Source organism: Staphylococcus sp. MB377, from assembly GCF_001922505.1.
GTDB lineage: Bacteria > Bacillota > Bacilli > Staphylococcales > Staphylococcaceae > Staphylococcus > Staphylococcus haemolyticus.
The window spans coordinates 156,160-176,830 of record NZ_MAON01000011.1; the positions used below are offsets into that span (position 1 = coordinate 156,160).

Genomic DNA, 20,671 nt, shown 5'->3' on the forward strand with positions numbered 1-20,671 from the left:
ATATCAAATGCATTGTCCTATCCCCATGGTATATTTTAAACATTTAGAGTATCGAGCCGATTAAATATACTTTAATATTTACTCGACTCTCTCATCTATACAATTCGCTTACGTATTGCTCCTGAAATTAAGTCAACAATTGCTACCATAATAACTAATCCGATTAATATGATACCTACCCTGTCCCAAGAACGTGTTTGAAGTGCAAAAATTAATGGTGTACCGATACCTCCAGCACCGATAAGTCCTAGAATCGAGGCAGAACGTAAATTCAATTCAAAGCGATATAACACAAGCGATAAAAATGATGGTAATATCTGTGGTATAACTGCAAAGATCAAAGTTTTCGTCTTGTTAGCACCACTTGCTTTCAATGCTTCGACTGACGTGAAATCTAACCTTTCAATATCTTCAACGAATAATTTTCCTAGCATCCCTACTGAATGTATACCTAAAGCTAGTACACCTGAAAATGACCCCGGACCAACCGCTTTAATGAAAATTAGAGCCATAACAATCTCTGGAAATACACGTATCACACTTAATATAAATTTAGTGATACCGGTTACTGGACGAATTTTGATTAAATTCTGTGCACCTAGAAAGGCAAATGGAATACAGATAATAGCTGCAATAAACGTACCAATCACCGCAATCGCAAACGTTTCAAGTAATCCACGTAATAAATCTTCACCAGCAGGAATATATACATAACCCCAATCCGGATGAAAAAGTCCGTGAAAAATAGATTTTAAAATTTCAATGGATTTGGATTTTAATTCTAATGCGGGCATTCCTACAAAACCCCATGCAATAATAGCCAAAACAACAATTGCAATCATCCAATTTTTAATTATTTTTTGCTTATGCTTTTTTGATTTAATAGGAAACTTTTGTTCTAAATTATCTTTATTTTGTGTCATGCGAGTTGTTCCCTCACTTTCGAGCTTACATAGTCAATTATGACAACAATAACTAATGTAAATAGAATAATCATCGCAGTTTTAGGATATTGGAATAAGCCTAAAGTAGAATCATAGAACAATCCAATACCGCCAGCGCCTACAAGACCAAGTACCGCTGAAGCACGAATGTTAATTTCAAAAGCGAACAACACATATGAGAAGAAAGTTGATAATATTTGTGGCACAACGCCGAAGACAATCCATTTCGTTTTATTTGCCCCAACTGCCGTCATGGCTTCCATTGGTCCTGGATCTATGGTTTCAAGTGCTTCATATAATAACTTTGCAATAACACAAATAGTTAAGATAAATAGTGCTAATACACCTGGAATTTGACCAATACCAAAGACAGCTACAAATATAGCTGCTAGTAATAAATCTGGTATCGTACGCACAATATTTAAAATAAAACGAGCGGGAATTGAAATCCATTTCGTTTTAACAATATTACTTGCACAGATTAAAGCAATTGGGATAGATACAATCGCGCCTAGAAATGTCCCAACAATAGCCATGCGAATGGTATCTAACATAGGTTTCAATATTGTATGTATATATGCCCAGTCTGGCGGTACCATTTGTCCAAAGAATGAACCAATTTGAGGTAAACCTACCATTAAATCGGCAAAACTAAAGCCAGTATATAAGAAACTCCATATTATTAAAGCTAATACTAGAAAAATAGTAAAACTCGTTTTAAGCGAAAACTTTTTATTCAAATATTCATCATATTTACTCGTTGTAGGTGTCGTCATATTATTCAACCCCTAGCTTCTCATCATCTTTAAGTTTACGACCGTAAATATCATTAAACACTTCTTCAGTTGCTTCACTTGCAGGGCCATCGAATACAAGTTCACCAGCACGAAGCCCTATAATACGCGTACCGTATTCAAGTGCTAAATCTACAAAATGCAAGTTAATAAGAATCGTAATACCTAATTCTTCATTTATCTTCTTTAAATCATCCATCACTTGTTTTGTTGTTAGAGGATCCAAAGATGCTACAGGTTCATCAGCTAAAATAATTGCTGGTTCTTGTGCTAATGCACGAGCAATTGAAATACGTTGTTGTTGACCACCAGACAATTCATCAGAACGTTGGTCGTATTTATCCAGAATATTCACTCGCTCTAAAGCATCCATGGCTTTTACTTTATCTTCTTTTGGAAAAAGACCTAACACCATCTTCCAAGTTGGATGATAGCCTACTCGTCCACTTAACACATTGCGTAATACAGATGATCGTTTTACAAGATTAAAATGTTGGAAGATCATCCCAATATTACGGCGCATCATTAGTAGATCATTACCTTTAGCTTTCGTAATCGATTTACCTTCAATAAGAATATCACCAGATGTTATATCATGAAGTCGATTAACTGATCTTAATAGCGTTGATTTCCCTGCACCTGACAAGCCTACGATAACTGCGAAATCTCCCTTTTCAATATTCAAATTGATGTCTTTTAGTCCTACATGCCCATTTGGATAAACTTTATTGACATCTTTAAATTCAATTTGACTCATTTAAATAGCACCCTTTATTTTTGCAAAGAAAGACGTGAGACAGAATTGTTAACGAATTCGTTTTCTTACCCCCGCAAGGAACACAAGAACTGAGAAAGCTAGATTTAAGAGCTATCTCAGTTCAGTCAGCTACTGCGAATTTGTTGAGTAGCCTCAAAAATATTATTTTCGACCTTGCTCCTCTTTGCTTTTATTAATCTACAATGTTCATTAGTCTAAGTTTAGATATATTGTGATAATATTAAAACTTCAATTTCGTTTAATGATGTTCTAATATTATTTCATATCTTGAACTTGTTTTTCATATTTTCTTACAATATCAAAGTCTGAATCTTTGGCATCTGTGTATCCTTCATGAGAATATACTTCACTGATGATTTTGTGACCTTCTTTTGTTTTTGCGATATCTTTAAATGCTTTTTTAAGTTTATCTTGGAATTCTTTATCCATATCTGGACGAACTGAGATTGTGTCATTTGGAATAGGTTCTGTTAACTTAATAATCTTAGTGTCTTTAAATACGTTAGGTTGATCTTTTTTAACAATGTTACGTGCATCTTGGAATACTGCTGCCGCGTCAACATCACCATTGAGTAATGAAATAACCGCTTGGTCATGCCCTTTCACATTTACAATCTTCATATCTTTAGTAGCGTTAATGCCAGTCGCTTCTTTAAGTGTCGCAATTGGGAACGTGTAACCTGCTGTAGACGTTACATCTTGTAATGCGATTTTTTTACCTTTTAAGTCTTTTAAATCTTTAATTCCAGAATCTTTTTTGACCAAAATTTCTGATTTATAATCTTTAACTAATTTGTCTGAGTTAGACCCATCTTTGTTAACGCCATAACGTTGAGCTTGTAACAATAAATCTGCTGCTTTTTGATCATGTGCTAAAGTGTAAGCTGTTGGAGGTAAGAAACCTACATCTACTTTTTTAGACTTCATCGCTTCTACGATTGTATTGTAGTTAGTTGATACAGATACTTTTACTGGGATATCTAATTTTTTAGATAATAATTTTTCAAGTGGCTTTGCTTTCGCTTCAAGTGTGTCCGCGTTTTGAGATGGCACGAATTGCACTGTTAATTCTTTAGGTTTGTAACCATCTTTACCAGAATCAGAACCGCTGTCAGAACTTTTGTTGTTGCTATCTAATGAGCTATTATTTCCACATGCTGCCGCAAAAATAATAACTGTTAAAGCTAGCACTAAAAGATACTTCATTTGCTTCATAACTGTATTGCCCCCGTTCGATATGTATAAAATCGTGTAATTTGTCAATTTATATGACAATATAAGATTATCACAATATTAATTCAAATAATATTTAATTAATGTGAAATTTATATAAAATCTATTTATATCATTAAGATATTGTAAATAATTCCTAAAAATTCTTTTTAAATCTATTCTGTGTAGCTTTTATACTATAATTTTGCTATATAAAGATATAATTATTTTGAAAACGAATAATGATTGATTAACATGCATACCTTATAATTATAAATATTAATCACTGTCATTAATGAAAGGATGGTACTTATGACTCAACTTAGCTTTTATATCGTTAGTGATGTTCACGGCTACATATTCCCAACTGATTTTTCAAAGACGAATCAACAGTTACCTATGGGTTTATTATATGCTAATCAACTTATCGAACAATCAAGCAAAAACGACGATATTTACTTCAAAATAGATAACGGGGATTTCTTACAAGGGTCACCTTTATGCAATTATTTAGTATCTGAGTTACGCTCTAGCAAACCGTTAACAACGATATATAACCGCTTAAATTTTGATTTGGGAACGATTGGTAATCATGAATTTAACTATGGCTTACCATACCTTATAGACACACTACAAAACCTTAACCATCCAGTGCTTTGTGCTAATATTTTAGACTCAAAACAACAACCCTTTACAGGTGAAGGCGTGCATTATTTTGAAAAGGAAGGACTAACAGTAGGCGTCATCGGTTTAACTACGCAATACATTCCCAACTGGGAACAACCACATCATATCGAAGGCTTAACTTTCAAGAGTGCGATTGAAACACTTACCCAACTATTACCTAATGTCCGTGAAAAAGCTGACATCGTCGTCGTTTCATATCACGGCGGATTCGAACGTGATATAGATACAGAGGAACCAACTGAAGATTTAACTGGTGAGAATGAGGCTTCCGAAATTCTACATCGTTTCCATGAAAGCATCGATGTATTGATTACAGGTCACCAACATCGAGATATCGCGACAGTTAAATATGAAACTGCCGTTATTCAACCTGGTACACGTGCAACACAAATAGGTAAAGTAACGCTAACGATTGGCGACAATAATCAGATTATTGATACGCAAAGCGAATTGTTACCTGTAGTGGGAGACTCAGAATACAGTCTATTATCGGAAGATTCTAAGCTATTAACACATCTAGAAGACTGGCTAGATACTGAAATCACGACCTTACCTGAACCGATGTTAGTAGAAGATCAATTTGAGGCACGAATGAAACCTCATCCACTTATTAATTTAATAAATGTTATGTTATTGGAGAAAAGTGGTGCTGATATTACAAGTACGGCACTCTTCGACTCAGCAGCAGGATTTAATAAACGTATTACTATGCGTGATATTATTAATAATTATCCTTTTCCCAATACATTCCAAGTTTTAAAACTTACTGGTGCAGGCATTAAAGACGCTTTAGAAAAATCAGCAAGCTACTTCACGCTTAACGATAAAAATGAAATAACAATCAACGATGCATTTTTATATCCGAAACCACAGCATTTTAACTATGACATGTATGGCGGTATCACTTATACCATTCATGTAAGAGAACCTATTGGTCAACGCGTAACTGATATTAAGGTTGGCAATGAACCACTTATCAGTGATAAAACTTATACCATTTGTGTCAACAACTATCGTGCTGTAGGCGGTGGTAATTATGACATGTTCGCTGAAGCACCTGTAGTTAAAGATATACAAGAAGAAGGTGCACAACTTTTAATTGATTTCATTACCAATAACGATATATCTAACATACCTCAAGTTCTTAACTTCAAAGTCGAACTATAATTTTCCTCTTACATTATTTAAATAGTGTACAATATAAATGTAAATATTCTCACTAGAAAAGGAGTTCATTATTATGAGTGAATTTTTAGCTGCCATTGTCGGAGGTATCTTTGCGCTAATTGGGACATTTTGGGGGATTAAATATCAAATCACTAAAGAGAAAGAAGAAAAACGTGAAGATTATAAAAATGATATTTTGAGTATGATAGATTTAACTGCTTATAAAGCATCTAAAATAAGTAAAATTCATTTAAGTGAAACCAATGCTCTAATAAACAAGCCGCAAACGTTAGAAAAATGCGATGACGTGGAGGAACTTTTTGTAAAATTAGACGATCAAATTCAAGAATTATTGGGTACTATGAGTCACCATGAAGAAGAATCTAATAAGCCTATTCGTGATTTGCTAAATTGCTATGAATCACTGGAGAATTATATCTCTAAATTTTCTATAGCTGCAAGAATCTATAATGATAAATACGAAACAAACTCTGACGATAAGCGCGTTATCATCGTGAGAACCAAAGAGAAATTAGATCGTAACATAAATACGTTCATAAATGATTTACGTCAATTTTCTAAACATCACTTCAATCACGATATGTACGAACCAACATTAAAATTCGAATCTGAATAACTATAATAGAACACCTCCAACATCGGTATAAAGATATACTGACATTAGAGGTGTTTTCAATTTAACTATTATTCTTCAAATTGAATGTGTTTCTTTTCATAAAAATAATTAATTGCATTAATTAAAATACCTAAAATAATTATTCCCCCTGACACAAAGGTAATCATTAAATAAGGTAAACCGATTGATAATAAAATTGAACCGATAATGGCACCTAAAAAATTTGCCACATTAAAGATAGACGCCGCTAATGTACTCGCAAGTAATGGTGCTTCTTTGGCACTTAATATAATCTTACTATTTAATAACGGTGTCGTACCAAATGTTCCAAATCCAAATAAGAAACATATAATAATGGCTAAAATCGCATTATGCACGAAAGTGACAAATAATATGATAGTTAAAAATAGTAATAAAAACGTATAAAATAGATATTTTGTCAGTTTAGGTTCTGGCACATTCCCTGTGATTAAATTGCCTAACACACCGCCTAACCCAAACATAAATAGACAAATTGTTAAGCCTACTATTTTAAAAGGTGCGAAGTCATGTATCATTGGTTCCATAAAAGTATATGTTGTGAATACGCCAGAATAACCAAAGACGATAATAGACATCACGATTAAAATGTGTGGATTTTTAAATACTTTTAATTCATTTTTTAAATTAGATTCTGTACTTAGAGATACATCTGGTACAAACTTCAACATACCTAGCATTGTAATAATCGCTAAACCAATCATAACGCCAAATACAGCTCTCCAATTCGCAAAGCCACCTAAGAATGAGCCGAATGGCACACCAATCATAACCGCAATTGTTAATCCTGCTTGGACTAATGCGATGGCTTGCGGTTGTTTACCACGAGGTGCAACGGCTGCAGCCACACTCATACACACGCCAAAGAATGGTGCGTGCATTGAAGCTGACAACAATCTTGATAACAGCAATACTTGAAAATTGGGTGCCAACATCCCTACCACATTACTACCTATAAATATGGCAACTAAAATGGGTAATAAGCGTTTGGCACGAACATTCATTGTGAATATACGCATAAATGGTCCAATTAACGCAACACTCACAGCATATACACTGATTAATAAACCTGCACTTGAAATAGACACTTTCATATCACTTGCGATTTGAGTTAATAATCCCATTACAACATACTCTGCCATTCCTACTGTAAATGTACCTAACATGAATATGAAGAACATCATTCTGTTACCTTTCATCATTGCTACCTCCTTTTTTTATCGCTCTCAAAAATAATACGAGTGCTATATTACAAAAAATTAGATACCATGTGAAGAGGTTTGTTCAGACTCTTTTATTTTCTTACGTCAGTGTTCGCAAGTTTTCATATATTTTCATTGTATTAAAATTAAGACAATTTCAAGTATGTAGTATTTCGAAAACCTTCCATATATGTAACATTTTCAATCAAAATGTCGCTATGTTAATCTAACTAGCATAGGAGTGAAATGATGTCTGAATCTAAAAAAGATAAATCCAAACAGCCACTTTGGGAACTCATAATTAATATTATCCTAGAACTATTTAGTGCGATCATTCGATTTTCCAAACATTTAATACCTTAATTACTTAAGTGATGTGGTGAATAATTAATTGCAATCAATGCGACCACAACACATAATCCACCTATCATAATGTGCACTGTGAAAGGTTCACCTAACCCTATAATTGAAAAAATAGTCGAAAATAAGGGCACTAAAAATAGAAAACTGCTCGAAATCGTAGCACCTCGTAAATTTAAACTGGTAAACCATAATCCAAATGATCCAATAGACGCAGGAAATACAAGCCACCAAAACCATAACCATCCCCAACCATTCAATTGTCCAATGTGATAGCGCTCTCCTAACAATTGGCTAATCAAGAACATGATGATGCCACCAAATAATAGCTGCCATCCCGTTAATACCCAGGCACCTTTATCAAACTTAAATTGCTTAGTCACGACAGTATTACATGACCAACATAGTGAACCAAGTAATGCGACACACGCACCCCACCCTAGCAATGAACGGTCTAACCCTAGACATATCGTAACCCCAATCACACCAATCACGAGTGCAACCACTTTAATCATTGTTAAACGCTCTTTCAGTATAAAATGCGCAAGAACAGCTAACCATAATGGATTGGTAAACAGTAAAACGGCAGACATTGAAGAGGATACACCCAATGACATTGCTATATTTAACAATCCCATTGTTCCTGCCGTTTGTAATAATCCGATGGTAGCGACAAATATAAAGCCTTTATAACTATTATGATCAATTGATGGTAATACATATTTAACGCCCCTTTTCAAAAATAAAACCAATAAGATAATGAATCCCGCGATGGTAAAACGCCATCCGCCTAGTAACATAGGTGGCACGTGTTCAATTGAGATGAGGTACTTCCCAGTTGGAAAAGAAGAGCTCATACATATGGTCGTTAAAATAATACATATATAGAAGTATAAATGCGAACGTTGATGTAAATTCATAGATGTCATCTCCTAGTCATTTATTAAAGATAATTAAGATATTCGTTGTCTTTAAATAGTATTATAATGCACCCTTTCTATTTTTCAATCTTAATATATAAAATTTTTATATTATATTTTATAATAAAAGAAACGTCTATCATTGGAGGAGTATTATGAAATTATCTAAAGGATGGGAGCAAGCTGTCTATGTTCTATTAATGCTGAATCTACTACCAGAACATAGCGTGATGACCTCTACTGCTTTAAGTGATCGTTTAAATGTTTCTGATTCTTATTTAAAGAAGATTATTAAAGCACTTGTTAAAGAAGGACTTGTCAATTCTACTACGGGCAAGCATGGTGGTTTCTCGTTAAGCAAACCTTTAAATCAGATCACGTTTTATGATATTTTTCTAGCAATAGAAGGTCGCGATACGATTTTTGCAAGTCAGCAATTATTGAAACCCTTCTTAGGTGAAAATGAAGGCCAAAAAGCTGAAATGTGTGTAGTTAGTCATGCATTAAATACAATTCAACATACACTTATCTCCACTTTATCTTCGATTACATTGGATGAAGTAAATCAAACCATCGTCACAAAATATCATCTTAACGATCTTAATCAATGGGTCTTAACAAATAGCAAAACACTGTAATACAAGCCTTCAGGATGTCTTACTTCAGACAACCCGAAGGCTACTTTTTATATCTAATTTGACAAAAATACAAGTCTTTTTGACTAATATACTAGTCAAAATGACAAAGATAATGTAACATAAAAGCCAAGGAGTTGATGAATATTGCGAAATCGTCTTAAAGAATTACGTGCTCGCGATGGCTTCAATCAAACACAACTCGCTAAACAAGCCGGTATCTCACGGCAAACAGTTTCTTTGATTGAACGGAATGATTTTATGCCGTCCATTTTAACAGCCGTTAAAATTGCACGTATATTCAATGAACCAGTTGAAAATGTCTTTATATTTGAGGAGGAAGATTTATGAAAGTGGGCAGATATTTACTCTATTTATTGATAGGGGGTATTATTGGTGGAATGATAGGAGCCTCAATAGGAATGCTAAGTGATGGGAACATCTTTGATATCTTACATTTCGCTTCATACAATTTCACGATTATCGTTACCATTATCGCTTCATTAATTAATATTGGACTTATCTTAGCGATTTGGAAGACCTCTCAGACATCTTTAAAATACAAACATAAAACTGAAAATGCCAATGATGCCAACCTCGATCAACATGAACAAAAAGCTAATTTAACTTTCATGAGAACTGGCACATTATATTACATTACAGTATTAGTCGCTTTATTAAACATATTTATTATTGCCTTAGGTAATGGCCCATCGTCTATTTTATTTTTAGTCATTGTGCCTTTTATATTGACATTAATTCCGTCAACCATGCTTGGTTTCTTTTATAGAAAATTTGATACCCGTATGCCTAAACAAGGCGAAGCCAATTATACAGAACGTATTTTACAAAATATGGATGAAGGTGAGCGTCATATTGCACTTGAATCAATGTTTAAAGTATATCACGTCAATATTTCCTTAATAATGGTAGGCGCTATATTCTTAGGTATCTTTTCAATCATTACAGGTATTAACCAAGCAGTTGGCATTGGCATCTTAATCATTTTATTCGCTTACAACACATTTGGTTATATGTTAAAAGTACGTAAATTTTACAAATCTTAGTTATTTATTAATTAATCTATATTATGATAAAAGTAACTAATCTTTAATTGAATTAAATCTAATACTAATCAACAGAAAGAGAGGATTACTATGGAACATCTATTGCAAGTGCAACATCTCAACAAGTCTTATAAGAAATCGAATTTCCATTTGAAAGATATTTCTTTAACACTTCAACCTGGCGAAGTTATTGGTTTAATTGGTAAGAATGGTTCAGGTAAATCAACATTGATTAATACATTAGTTGGTAACCGTTTTAAAGATTCTGGAGATATTTCATTTTTTGATCAAGTTGTCTCAGATAAGGATTATGCATACAAAGAGCATATTGGCGTTGTATTTGATGACTTACGTGTGCCTGATAAACTCGAAATTAAAGATATGGATAAAGTTTTTGCGAATATTTTCAAAACATGGAACAGTGATCGTTTCTTTGAAGTCATTCAGCGTTTCGAATTACCAACTAACGCACAAATTAAGACGTTCTCAAGAGGAATGCGTATGAAAGCAGCCTTAGCCATGGCTCTAGCGCATGATACAAAATTACTCATACTGGACGAAGCAACTGCTGGTATGGACGTATCAGGACGTGAAGAAGTCATTGAAATGTTGGAAGACTATATTTCTGAGGGGAATGGCATACTCATTTCATCTCATATTTCCGAAGATATAGAACATTTAGCTACAAAATTAATCTTTATGCGTGATGGTGAAATTGTACTTCAAGAAAGCAAGGAAGAATTGTTAAATCAATATGGTATTGTCGAAGTTGATGAGCATGTTGATTTAGACATTCCACAAGACATCATCATTGCATCAAGAGTGAGACAAGGTCAACGCCAAATCTTAATCAAGGATTGGTCTAGTGTAACGAACGCTCACCCACTTAGCACTATTGATGACGCAACAAAATTAATTATGAGAGGTGATAAATAATGAAAGGTCTAATTTTAAGTAGTTTCTATGCATCTAAAAAGTCACTTATCACATATTTAATTGTAGCCATTGTAGCAAGTTTCTTATTCGCTTTTATAAATCCAGCAATGGCATGTTTCTTACCAATGATTTTCTTATTGTCACCAGTGACGGATAACTTAAAGCGTGAAAAAGATTCTAAGTGGATGTATTATATTTCAACATTGCCAACACATCGTAGTGCTTATATTAAAAGCTATTTCGCATTTTATGGCATACTCATCTTTATCGGATTAATTATTGGTTTAATTGCAGTATTAGCGATATATCAGAATTTAATGTTAACACTTATTTCAGGTTTAGTAGGTATTGGTGCTGCAGGCACATACGCTATCATGTTCCCGTTAACATTTAAATTTGGTCCTGAAAATTCAAATGTCATCATGATTTCAACATCGGTTATCGTTCTTATTTTATTCTTTATTACTTACTTTGGTGTTATTATGTCTGCCATTGTACGTTCAGGTTCATTCTCTGATTTAGGAACAAATCCTACAGATATCCTCTTCATCGGATTATATGCAATACTCGGTTTAATTTGTTTAGTGGCTTCTTATTTCATTTCAATAGCCATTTTCAACAAACAAGAACTGTAATTTTGAATCATAACATAGTTTAATATATTAATACTGGTTCTAAACACGAGGCATCAACTGCTATCAAGTGTTTAGAACCTTTTTCGTCTCTATTCTTACATGCGTCATTTCATCATTATAGGGTATGGATTACTAAAAGCTTTTAACAAAGGAGACCTCATCTTATGGATATTCAAGCTATCGAACACTATTTAAATATAGATGCATCAAAATATAATGAACCTTCACTTGAAGCGCTCAATTATTACATTAAACGCTATATGTTGACGGTTCCTTTTGAAAATATCAATGTCCAAAATGGCGTACCTATATCTGTAGAAATTAATGATTTGTATGATAAATTGATCAATCAGCAACGAGGTGGTTTCTGTTACGAAATGAATCATTTCTTTGGGACTTACCTTGAAGAAAAAGGCTTTACCGTATATCGTATGTCTGCGACTGTTGAACAGCCTAATGGCAATCGCAGTCCAGAAGGTTCACACATGTCACTTGTTGTTCCAATTAATGATGTAAATTATGTTGCAGATGTAGGCTTCGGTGACTTACCTTTACAGGCCTTACCTATTACAAATATAGATCCAACTCATCCAGTTACAGATATTACAGGTGAATTCCGAGTAATTTCAGAGCATGAAGGAACTTATAGCATTCAGAAACTCGAAGACGATAGTTGGAGCACACGTTACGAGGCTCGCTTCCAACCTAAGCAAATAGAAGATTTTGAAGATATGATTCAATATAATTCACAACATCCAGATTCTATTTTTGTACAACAACTTATCGTTACTCAACCACAATCATACGGACGTGCTACGATGTCCTTACAACATCTAACGCTAAGTAAACAGGATGGTAAAGATAAATATGATGTAACTTCAGATAACTACCGAAATATTTTAAAAGAATACTTTAATCTTGATGTTAAAATCAAACCACTCGAAGCATAATTTAATATGACCAACATGTGAGTTAATCTAGGTTTAAGAGGTGTAATTATGACTAATATAGAAATTATCGGTGCCAAACAAAATAACTTAAAAAATATAAATGTAACGATTCCAAAGCATCAATTAACAGTATTTACAGGTCGTTCAGGCTCGGGGAAGTCTTCCCTCGTCTTCAATACTGTAGCTGCAGAATCTGAAAGATTGTTAAATGAAACATATTCAAGTTATGTGCAACATCAACTGACACAATATGAAAAACCAGACGTCGATCAAATTAAACATCTTCCTGTCGCAATGATTATTAATCAGAAACGTCTTGGCGGTAACTCTCGTTCAACTGTAGGTACAATTTCTGACATTTACGCGTCTGTCCGACTGCTATGGTCACGTATTGGCGAACCATTTGTCGGTTATTCAGATATCTTTTCTTTCAATAATCCTAAAGGTATGTGTCAAACATGTTCAGGACTAGGCTATGTTGAAGATATTGATTTAAATGAATTGCTTGATTATGATAAATCACTTAATGAGGATGCAATTAAATTCCCTTCATTTAGACCTGATAGTTGGCGAGGTAAACGTTATTTATATACAGGTTTATTTGATAATGATAAGAAATTAAAAGATTATACGAATGAAGAAATGGATACGTTTTTATACACCGAACCAACTAAATTAAAGAATCCACCGTCAAATTGGCCTAGAACTGCCAAATTTGAAGGATTAATTCATCGATTCCGCCGTTCATTTTTACTTAATGATAATTTCGAAAAGAAACGTTTTAAAGAAGATATTGACCGAGTGGTATCGAAACATGATTGTCCTGATTGTCATGGTCAACGTCTTAATGACACTGTATTAAGCTGTAAAATCAATGGCTTAAATATTGCAGAATTCACAAACCTACAAATTGATGAGGCGTTAGCCTTTTTAAGAAAAATAAAATCAGGCAAAGCACGTGTGATTATAGAGCCACTTAAGAAACAACTAGAAGCATTAAGTTATATTGGGTTGAATTATTTAACACTAGCGCGAGAAACAACTTCGCTATCTGGTGGTGAGTCACAACGTATTAAGCTCATTCGTCACCTTAATAGTCCTTTAAGCGACTTAATCTATATTATTGATGAACCAAGTGTCGGACTACATCCAGAGGATATTCAGCGTATCAACGATATCATTCAATCCTTAAAAGATAAGGGCAACACAGTCCTCGTTGTAGAACATGATCCAGATGTTATAAAGACCGCTGATCATATTATTGATTTAGGACCTTTAGCAGGCAAAAATGGTGGTGAAATTACATTTACTGGCTCTTATAATGAATTACTCAGTTCGAACACAAGTACTGGTCAAGCGTTGAACCGACAGCATCAACTTAAAAAAACGCCACGTAAATCGAAAGACATGCTTCAAATTGCTAATATTAGTCGCAATAACTTACAAAATGTCTCAACTAAACTACCTAAGCATGCAATGACTGTTGTTACAGGTGTTGCAGGTTCAGGTAAAAGTTCACTCATCACTGCAGGATTTGAACGTGAACAAGAGGCTATCTTTATTGACCAGAAACCTGTCCATGCATCAAATCGTTCTAATCTACTTACTTATTTAGATATCTTTGATGATGTACGTAGTTTCTTTAGTCAACATACTGGTCTTAAGAAGAGTATGTTCAGCTATAATTCAGAAGGTGCCTGTCCGGAATGTCATGGTAAAGGTGTTTTAAAAACGGAACTTGCATTTATGCCAGACTTTTCACAAGTATGTGAATTATGTGGTGGTACAAGATATCGTCCAGAAGTGTTAGAAGCTAAAGTAGAAGGTTATTCTATTGCGGATATTTTAGCATTAACCGTGGATGAAGCCATTGAGAAATTTAGCGACAGTCCAGGTATTATACGACCGCTTCAAGCATTAGCGGATACAGGATTAAACTATATGACTCTCGGACAATCATTAGATACCCTTTCAGGTGGTGAAATTCAACGTGTGAAACTAAGCCGTTACCTGACACAAGATGTGACCGATAAGATCTTTATCTTTGATGAGCCAACAACTGGGCTACATGAAGATGATTTGCCAATTCTAATCGATTGCTTTAACCATCTTATTGAAGAAGGCAATACGGTTATCTTGATTGAACATAATTTAACGATGATGACTCAGGCGGATTGGTTAATTGATATTGGGCCTTATGCTGGAGATAAAGGTGGCCAATTACTTTACGCGGGTGAACCTGAAAGCATCTTTGACATCGACAATTCCATAACCGCTAAACATTTAAAACGATATATTGGCCAATAAATAAACTAAACAAATATCCCCACATGCTAATTCGTCATGTGGGGGTGAATTTTATCTACACTTATAGTAACTTGTGTTGGTGCAACAATTCTTCGATATAGGTACCTTTTATTTTCTTCAAGAAAGCGTTAAGAGCGAGTTTCTGTATTTTGTTATGTTCTGAGAGTTCTGATAGATTTTTACCATCATTAAGTTCATATAAGGCATCCATCAATATACGAAGGTCGAATTCTGTTGCAACCACTTCAGGGACACCTCTATCTATGTCCAATAATTGGTATACTGCTTCCATAGCAGTCCTTACCGAATATTCAGTGGTAAATACAGTATCTCTTTCTGTTTCTGCAAAATTACCAATAAAGGCTATGTTGCGAGCATTTTCAGGCACGACAAGTGGTCTGTCTCCAATGGATCTAGGCATAAAATAAGAACAGATATATGGCATATAGACTGGTATCGTATTACATTGCGTTTTAGCGAGGTCTTCAATTTGATTGATAGGAACGCCCATATGATATAACCATTCTTGGCAAATTTCATTTCCACTGCACTCAGTGATAGGTTTATGGATGTAATCCCCGTTTACGTTTGAGTATAATGCATAGATCCAAACGCTCACCTCGTCTTCGGGTTGGCTTTTAAATTGTTGTTGACGATTAACAGTAAAACTCATTTGCCATTTAGAATCATTAACAGTAACAATACCACCTGTCACTGTCTTGCCGGCTAGAGGGTCTCGTTTACAAATTTGCTCGATTGTATTAATAATTGTCATGTTATTTGTCGTCGCGGTTGCTGATACAAACCAACTTTTGTCTGGTAAACGATGATAGAACTTTTCGGGACAACCAAACTCAGGGCTCTGTTTGGCAAGATTACGCCATAACGTCCAACTACCACCGATTTCTTTTGTAGGGGGTGCGGGTGTGTTGTTATCTCCATAAGTTGAACTTTCAGTGATACTACCATTTGTAACAAATACTAAATCATCTGGCGTTAGAGGAATGATATCATCTTTACCTGAACGCTTAAGTTGTATTTCACGCGCAACCTTCTCTTTTGTTGTGATATCTACTTTTATATTCAACACTTGAACATCATATTGAAATTGCACACCGTGGGACTCTAAGTAAGCAATCATCGGAAGAACTAGTGATTCATATTGATTATATTTGGTGAACTTAAGGGCACTGAAATCTGCTAATCCTCCAATATGATGTACAAAGCGCATTAAATATCGACGCATCTCCATTGCAGAATGCCATGGCTCAAATGCGAACATCGTTTTCCAATAGATCCAGAAATTCGAATGCAAAAAGTCATTTGAGAAGACATCCGTAATCTTCACGTCGTTTAATGTCTCTTCTTTCATTAAACATAAATGAATGATTTCTTTAATGGCTTGTGGCGTCAAAGTAAAATCACCATCAGTAGATAACTGATGCCCCCTTTTCTCAATAACACGACAACGTGAGTAATTAGGATCTTCTTTATTTAACCAATAAAACTCATCTAGAACGGAAGCATTATCCATTTCAAGTGACGGGATGGAGCGAAATAAATCCCACAAACATTCGAAATGGTTCTCCATTTCTCTTCCACCTCTCACAACATAGCCTTTCAAAGAAAGTTCATCTCCATCTAAACTTCCACCAGGTTTAGATAATTCTTCTAAAACATGGATTTTTGACCCATCCATTTGTCCGTCTCTAATCAAGAAACATGCAGCAGCTAGAGATGCTAATCCGGAACCAATAAGATAAGCTGATTTAAGCTCTACATTTTCTGGTTTTTTAGGACGTGCAAATGCTTCATAATTTCCATTACTATAGTACATACGTATCACTTCCCAAGTTTTCATAGTTTTTAATTTTTAGATTGAAAAGTAGTAAACTATAAGTAATCTTAAAGAAATTAATCTACCCTTCGATAGTATTATAAAATGACGAGGGGCAAGAATTGTGTGTCACTTATGTGTGTTTGTAACATAAGCGACATTTTATTCAAACTGTCCGATATGAGGAGTGATTAAGTTGAACAAACAAGATTTACGCGTCCAAAAAACACATCAAGCCCTAATTACTTCATTTTCTGATTTACTACAAACTAAATCTTTTGAACAAATAACGGTTCAAGACTTATGTGCAAAAGCAAATGTACGACGATCAACCTTTTATCGTCATTTTAATGATAAGTATGACTTGTTAAATCATGTTGTCGGCACGTTGATTGATCATTTTAGAGAGCTATATTTACCCGACATTAATCCCGACAACCCACGACAATTTTTTGAGAAATTGATGAGAGATGTTTTGACATTTATTCACGATAATAAAGACATTGTCCGTAGCGTTATAACACTCAATTTTTACGGCGAAGTTTATACTATTTTTTATGAACAAATCTATAAAGCAGTTCAAAAGCAAATTGAATTTGATCGACAGAGTGGTCAATTTTATGTAGATGTAACAATATATGGAGAATTTTTAACTGGAGGTATTTTGAGCGTCATCACGAATTGGATTCAACATGGACAACAGCAATCGATTGATAAAGTGACGAAAGAAATTGTTAATATGATATGTGGCGCAAGAGAAGTACATTTGAAGAAACTGAGCTAAAACGCCTTTATTAAAGATATTCATTATTTGAAAAATGTCGCCAAGATGAAAACTTAGCGACATTTTTTCTAATTTAATTTATTGATTTAGAACCATTTCCATTTTTTATCAACAGCTACACGTGGATACTGACTGCCTGGTAAGAAGTCCCTATAATAATGAACATAAACTTTGCCTTTACTATTGATAGCCAGATGCCATTTGGATTTGTCTTTAGGGACAACATCATATAAATCTTTTTTTACATGATATTTCTTGCCATCTATCTCATGGTCTCCTTCAGTTAACACTTTCTTATATTCATATTTTTGACGATATTGTTTAATGATTTGATTACCTATTCTATTTCTATTGTACTTCGCATTTACATCACCAAAGGGTTTCACATTCATTATTGTTTCATTTAGATGTAATTGATCTTGCTTATTTGTTAGTGCAATGTTATAACCCTTATTACTTGTACCTGTCTTTAAGCCATCTGTACCAGGTAAATATAGTGGTTGTCCTTTTAAAGATAGATTCGTACTTTTAAAAGTATTTCCTCTTTGAGTATCCCGTGGCAACTTAGATATTTGTAATATCTGAGGATACTTCTTAATTAACGCTTGCATTAAAAGGTTCATATCTTTAGCGGTACTTTTAGGGAAATCTTGTTTTTTAAATTTTGAAGGTGCATATTGATCTAACAAACTATTTTGCGCACCTGCCGGATTGACAAAGTTTGTATTAGTCATATTAAACGATTTAGCTTGTTGATTCATTTTATTAGTAAATGTATTATTATCGCCACTTACTTTCTCACCTAATATCATTGCTGCGGCATTACTTGATGCTAAAGTGGTTTGTTTAATTAATTCTTCAATAGTATACGTTTGACCTTGTTTCAATGATACTGATGATAGGTTTGGTAGGTTGGACATGGTAGCATACTTATTTGTAATTTTCACTTTGTCATTGAGCTTTAACTTCCCATTCTCAATCGCTTCATAAGTTAAATATAAGGTCATCATTTTAGACATAGAAGCAGGGTCAACCTGATTATTTCCCCGGTAATTATATAGAATTTGCCCTTGATCAGTAGTAAGCATGACACCACTAGGCTGATATTTCGTACTAATACTACTATTCTTTTCTTTATTAGCAATAGTTACTGGCGATTCACTCGCATCACTTATCGAAGTATGTAATAACGAAATCGTAGTGATAATACCTATTCCTTTTACAAATTTACCAAACAAAATATCCCCTACTTTTTTTAATATTAATAATGTTGCACAATACCTTTTATAACAATATTATAGGAATAATACAACTATATTCAAAATCATAATCCCTTAACTATATTGTTGTTACTTACTATACATTTTGATATCCATTAAACTTTACTTGCTTTTTAATGAAAAATTGAAACTCTGAGAACTACCATAATGCAATTCTCAGAGTTCGACTAATTATTTATAACCTTTCTCACCTTTAAAATAACTACGATCTTCTTTGCTATAAACTTTGTCTGGATCTACAAATGGTTTCAACTTGTATTTAAAGTCATATAGATTCAAACCATCGATAGCAACACGGTCTTGATAAACGCTATCTTCACCAATATCAGTAAAATTATTCGGACCTACCCCAGCTAAGAATTTAAATCCTGCTTTATTCTCTAGGTACTGATAGCCTGCTGAACCTCTTCTTGCGCACCATGAGGGAAAATAAATAAATCCGTTTTGCCAATAATTGGCGTTACTTCTTTCTTCCAACGTTCTGTATCCTTCACAATACGATCATATGAACTATTTGCAAAATCAATGTGCCCCCAAGAATGACTTGCGAATGTCCAACCATCGCGTTTCATTGCATTTGCAACTTTTATCGCTTGTTCTTTACGCTTAGAGTAGTCTTTACTATCCAACTCATTCGTGCGATATCCGAGTACCCCATTGTATCCAGTTAAACCAACTACACCTTTTTGTCCATTCAATGAAAAATCTGGATGTTCTTTTACGAAACGATTTAGAATCGGAACAATATCATTCGATTCACTTTGAGTAAACTTACCATCTTTGCCTTTCGTTTGAGATACAACATGATTATATTTGTCTAATACTAAACGATCTGCATAACCATTTCCTCTCATATATTCATAATAATTCATATCATCTATTGATAAGATTAACGGTTTCTTTCCTTTAGGCAACTTAAGTGATTTCTTTTTAATAGGTTTAGAATTGAAATCATATGCATCATGTGGATCAATCAATATGTAATGATGCTTATATAATTCATCAAGTGAGCGTTTAAATTCTTCAACGGTAATCATCCAATCATTATTGCCTTTGGCTTGATTCGCTTCACCAGTAAACGCCACTTTAGGATCCGTAATTAAAGGATGGAAGAAGATATGTGCTACATCACCCTTATATTCAACCCAATCATTTTGACCAGAACTACGCTTTTTCGCATAAATATTCTCTTCTTTATTATGCGTTTCTTCTTTAGCTTTTTTCTCATGCGTTTGCGATGTCGATTGACAAGCACATAAAACAATGGCTATTAAAACAGTGAATACACTCAACAAATATTTTTTAATCATGTATTGGCTCCTTTATGTAAGAAAGTGATTTTATGCCGATCACTAAATATTATATAACATTTTTATACTATGCATAACATATCATTTCTAACTTAACGGAATTTTTACATGAAATTAATTTTATTCAGTATTAAATTATTTGTTTCTTCTTTTCGCGAGAAATTTCATACTTACATTAACTACAATCGCT

The 20,671-nt window shown here is 34.0% G+C and carries 18 protein-coding genes and 1 pseudogene; 10 read left to right on the plus strand and 9 right to left on the minus strand.

The window, feature by feature from the left end:
* Positions 1-95: 95 nt before the first annotated feature.
* The 4 genes from phnE (BB045_RS02750) to BB045_RS02765 all read right to left on the minus strand — a co-directional run bounded on the left by phnE (BB045_RS02750) (position 96) and on the right by BB045_RS02765 (position 3,731).
* Positions 96-923 carry a phosphonate ABC transporter, permease protein PhnE gene (gene phnE / locus BB045_RS02750; protein WP_048667839.1) on the minus strand — a complete coding sequence of 276 codons (828 nt, stop codon included), beginning with the start codon at positions 921-923 and terminating at the stop codon, positions 96-98.
* The gene (gene phnE, locus BB045_RS02755; protein WP_011274649.1) at positions 920-1,720 is read right to left on the minus strand and encodes a phosphonate ABC transporter, permease protein PhnE; all 801 of its coding nucleotides are present in this window, start codon (positions 1,718-1,720) and stop codon (positions 920-922) included. Before phnE (BB045_RS02755) ends, phnE (BB045_RS02750) begins: the two co-directional genes overlap by 4 nt.
* Position 1,721: 1 nt before the next feature.
* Positions 1,722-2,495: a phosphonate ABC transporter ATP-binding protein gene (gene phnC / locus BB045_RS02760; protein ID WP_011274648.1), complete on the minus strand. Its 774-nt coding sequence runs from the start codon at positions 2,493-2,495 to the stop codon at positions 1,722-1,724.
* Between the two features lie 276 nt (positions 2,496-2,771).
* Positions 2,772-3,731, minus strand: coding sequence for a phosphate/phosphite/phosphonate ABC transporter substrate-binding protein (locus BB045_RS02765; RefSeq protein WP_070581044.1), 960 nt, complete (start codon positions 3,729-3,731; stop codon positions 2,772-2,774).
* A gap of 309 nt (positions 3,732-4,040) precedes the next feature.
* On the opposite strand from BB045_RS02765, the gene BB045_RS02770 reads away from it, so the two are divergent.
* The gene (locus BB045_RS02770; protein ID WP_048667838.1) at positions 4,041-5,582 is read left to right on the plus strand and encodes a bifunctional metallophosphatase/5'-nucleotidase; all 1,542 of its coding nucleotides are present in this window, start codon (positions 4,041-4,043) and stop codon (positions 5,580-5,582) included.
* Positions 5,583-5,655: 73 nt separating this feature from the next.
* Positions 5,656-6,219: a hypothetical protein gene (locus BB045_RS02775; RefSeq protein WP_016930610.1), complete on the plus strand. Its 564-nt coding sequence runs from the start codon at positions 5,656-5,658 to the stop codon at positions 6,217-6,219.
* A gap of 68 nt (positions 6,220-6,287) precedes the next feature.
* Here the strand turns inward: BB045_RS02775 and BB045_RS02780 are convergent, their stop codons facing one another.
* Together BB045_RS02780 and BB045_RS02785 are read right to left on the minus strand one after the other, a co-directional pair.
* Positions 6,288-7,457, minus strand: a complete 1,170-nt coding sequence (locus tag BB045_RS02780; protein ID WP_016930609.1) for an MFS transporter — start codon at positions 7,455-7,457, stop codon at positions 6,288-6,290.
* A 362-nt stretch (positions 7,458-7,819) separates the two neighbouring features.
* Positions 7,820-8,740 (minus strand): DMT family transporter, encoded by a 921-nt coding sequence (locus BB045_RS02785; protein WP_016930608.1) that lies wholly within the window; start codon positions 8,738-8,740, stop codon positions 7,820-7,822.
* A 155-nt stretch (positions 8,741-8,895) separates the two neighbouring features.
* Here BB045_RS02785 and BB045_RS02790 point away from each other — a divergent pair, with 155 nt between their 5' ends.
* The 7 genes from BB045_RS02790 to BB045_RS02820 all read left to right on the plus strand — a co-directional run bounded on the left by BB045_RS02790 (position 8,896) and on the right by BB045_RS02820 (position 15,270).
* The gene (locus BB045_RS02790) at positions 8,896-9,378 is read left to right on the plus strand and encodes an RrF2 family transcriptional regulator (protein WP_070581048.1); all 483 of its coding nucleotides are present in this window, start codon (positions 8,896-8,898) and stop codon (positions 9,376-9,378) included.
* Between the two features lie 144 nt (positions 9,379-9,522).
* The gene (locus BB045_RS02795; protein ID WP_053030654.1) at positions 9,523-9,726 is read left to right on the plus strand and encodes a helix-turn-helix transcriptional regulator; all 204 of its coding nucleotides are present in this window, start codon (positions 9,523-9,525) and stop codon (positions 9,724-9,726) included.
* Positions 9,723-10,442 (plus strand): DUF3169 family protein, encoded by a 720-nt coding sequence (locus BB045_RS02800; protein WP_070440511.1) that lies wholly within the window; start codon positions 9,723-9,725, stop codon positions 10,440-10,442. The genes BB045_RS02795 and BB045_RS02800 overlap by 4 nt, the downstream gene beginning before the upstream one ends.
* Before the next feature lie 90 nt (positions 10,443-10,532).
* Positions 10,533-11,378 carry an ABC transporter ATP-binding protein gene (locus tag BB045_RS02805; protein ID WP_037537568.1) on the plus strand — a complete coding sequence of 282 codons (846 nt, stop codon included), beginning with the start codon at positions 10,533-10,535 and terminating at the stop codon, positions 11,376-11,378.
* On the plus strand, positions 11,378-12,013 hold the full coding sequence (locus BB045_RS02810; protein WP_075140454.1) for an ABC-2 transporter permease: 636 nt from the start codon (positions 11,378-11,380) through the stop codon (positions 12,011-12,013). The genes BB045_RS02805 and BB045_RS02810 overlap by 1 nt, the downstream gene beginning before the upstream one ends.
* 164 nt (positions 12,014-12,177) lie before the next feature.
* Entirely contained in the window at positions 12,178-12,963 is a 786-nt protein-coding gene (locus BB045_RS02815; protein WP_070440509.1) for an arylamine N-acetyltransferase family protein, read from the plus strand.
* Positions 12,964-13,011: 48 nt separating this feature from the next.
* Positions 13,012-15,270, plus strand: coding sequence for an ATP-binding cassette domain-containing protein (locus BB045_RS02820; RefSeq protein ID WP_075140455.1), 2,259 nt, complete (start codon positions 13,012-13,014; stop codon positions 15,268-15,270).
* 61 nt (positions 15,271-15,331) lie between these two features.
* On the opposite strand, the gene BB045_RS02825 is transcribed toward BB045_RS02820, so the two are convergent.
* A complete protein-coding gene (locus tag BB045_RS02825) occupies positions 15,332-17,107 on the minus strand; it encodes an oleate hydratase (RefSeq protein ID WP_070581052.1) in 1,776 nt (591 codons plus the stop codon).
* A gap of 196 nt (positions 17,108-17,303) precedes the next feature.
* Here BB045_RS02825 and BB045_RS02830 point away from each other — a divergent pair, with 196 nt between their 5' ends.
* Positions 17,304-17,891, plus strand: coding sequence for a TetR/AcrR family transcriptional regulator (locus BB045_RS02830; protein ID WP_011274633.1), 588 nt, complete (start codon positions 17,304-17,306; stop codon positions 17,889-17,891).
* A gap of 86 nt (positions 17,892-17,977) precedes the next feature.
* On the opposite strand, the gene pbp4 is transcribed toward BB045_RS02830, so the two are convergent.
* Positions 17,978-19,129: a penicillin-binding protein PBP4 gene (gene pbp4, locus BB045_RS02835; RefSeq protein ID WP_070581053.1), complete on the minus strand. Its 1,152-nt coding sequence runs from the start codon at positions 19,127-19,129 to the stop codon at positions 17,978-17,980.
* 213 nt (positions 19,130-19,342) lie between these two features.
* Positions 19,343-20,481, minus strand: a pseudogene (locus BB045_RS02840) (polysaccharide deacetylase family protein).
* Positions 20,482-20,671: the final 190 nt, after the last annotated feature.

Bases quoted from the DNA above. Each gene is read 5' to 3' on its own strand.
- BB045_RS02785 (WP_016930608.1), bottom strand. From the start codon at position 8,740: ATGAATTTACATCAACGTTCGCATTTATACTTCTATATATGTATTATT.
- BB045_RS02820 (WP_075140455.1), top strand. From the start codon at position 13,012: ATGACTAATATAGAAATTATCGGTGCCAAACAAAATAACTTAAAAAAT.
- BB045_RS02800 (WP_070440511.1), top strand. From the start codon at position 9,723: ATGAAAGTGGGCAGATATTTACTCTATTTATTGATAGGGGGTATTATT.
- BB045_RS02825 (WP_070581052.1), bottom strand. From the start codon at position 17,107: ATGTACTATAGTAATGGAAATTATGAAGCATTTGCACGTCCTAAAAAA.
- BB045_RS02815 (WP_070440509.1), top strand. From the start codon at position 12,178: ATGGATATTCAAGCTATCGAACACTATTTAAATATAGATGCATCAAAA.
- BB045_RS02805 (WP_037537568.1), top strand. From the start codon at position 10,533: ATGGAACATCTATTGCAAGTGCAACATCTCAACAAGTCTTATAAGAAA.
- phnC (WP_011274648.1), bottom strand. From the start codon at position 2,495: ATGAGTCAAATTGAATTTAAAGATGTCAATAAAGTTTATCCAAATGGG.
- phnE (WP_011274649.1), bottom strand. From the start codon at position 1,720: ATGACGACACCTACAACGAGTAAATATGATGAATATTTGAATAAAAAG.
- phnE (WP_048667839.1), bottom strand. From the start codon at position 923: ATGACACAAAATAAAGATAATTTAGAACAAAAGTTTCCTATTAAATCA.
- BB045_RS02770 (WP_048667838.1), top strand. From the start codon at position 4,041: ATGACTCAACTTAGCTTTTATATCGTTAGTGATGTTCACGGCTACATA.
- BB045_RS02775 (WP_016930610.1), top strand. From the start codon at position 5,656: ATGAGTGAATTTTTAGCTGCCATTGTCGGAGGTATCTTTGCGCTAATT.
- BB045_RS02780 (WP_016930609.1), bottom strand. From the start codon at position 7,457: ATGAAAGGTAACAGAATGATGTTCTTCATATTCATGTTAGGTACATTT.
- BB045_RS02765 (WP_070581044.1), bottom strand. From the start codon at position 3,731: ATGAAGCAAATGAAGTATCTTTTAGTGCTAGCTTTAACAGTTATTATT.
- BB045_RS02790 (WP_070581048.1), top strand. From the start codon at position 8,896: ATGAAATTATCTAAAGGATGGGAGCAAGCTGTCTATGTTCTATTAATG.
- BB045_RS02810 (WP_075140454.1), top strand. From the start codon at position 11,378: ATGAAAGGTCTAATTTTAAGTAGTTTCTATGCATCTAAAAAGTCACTT.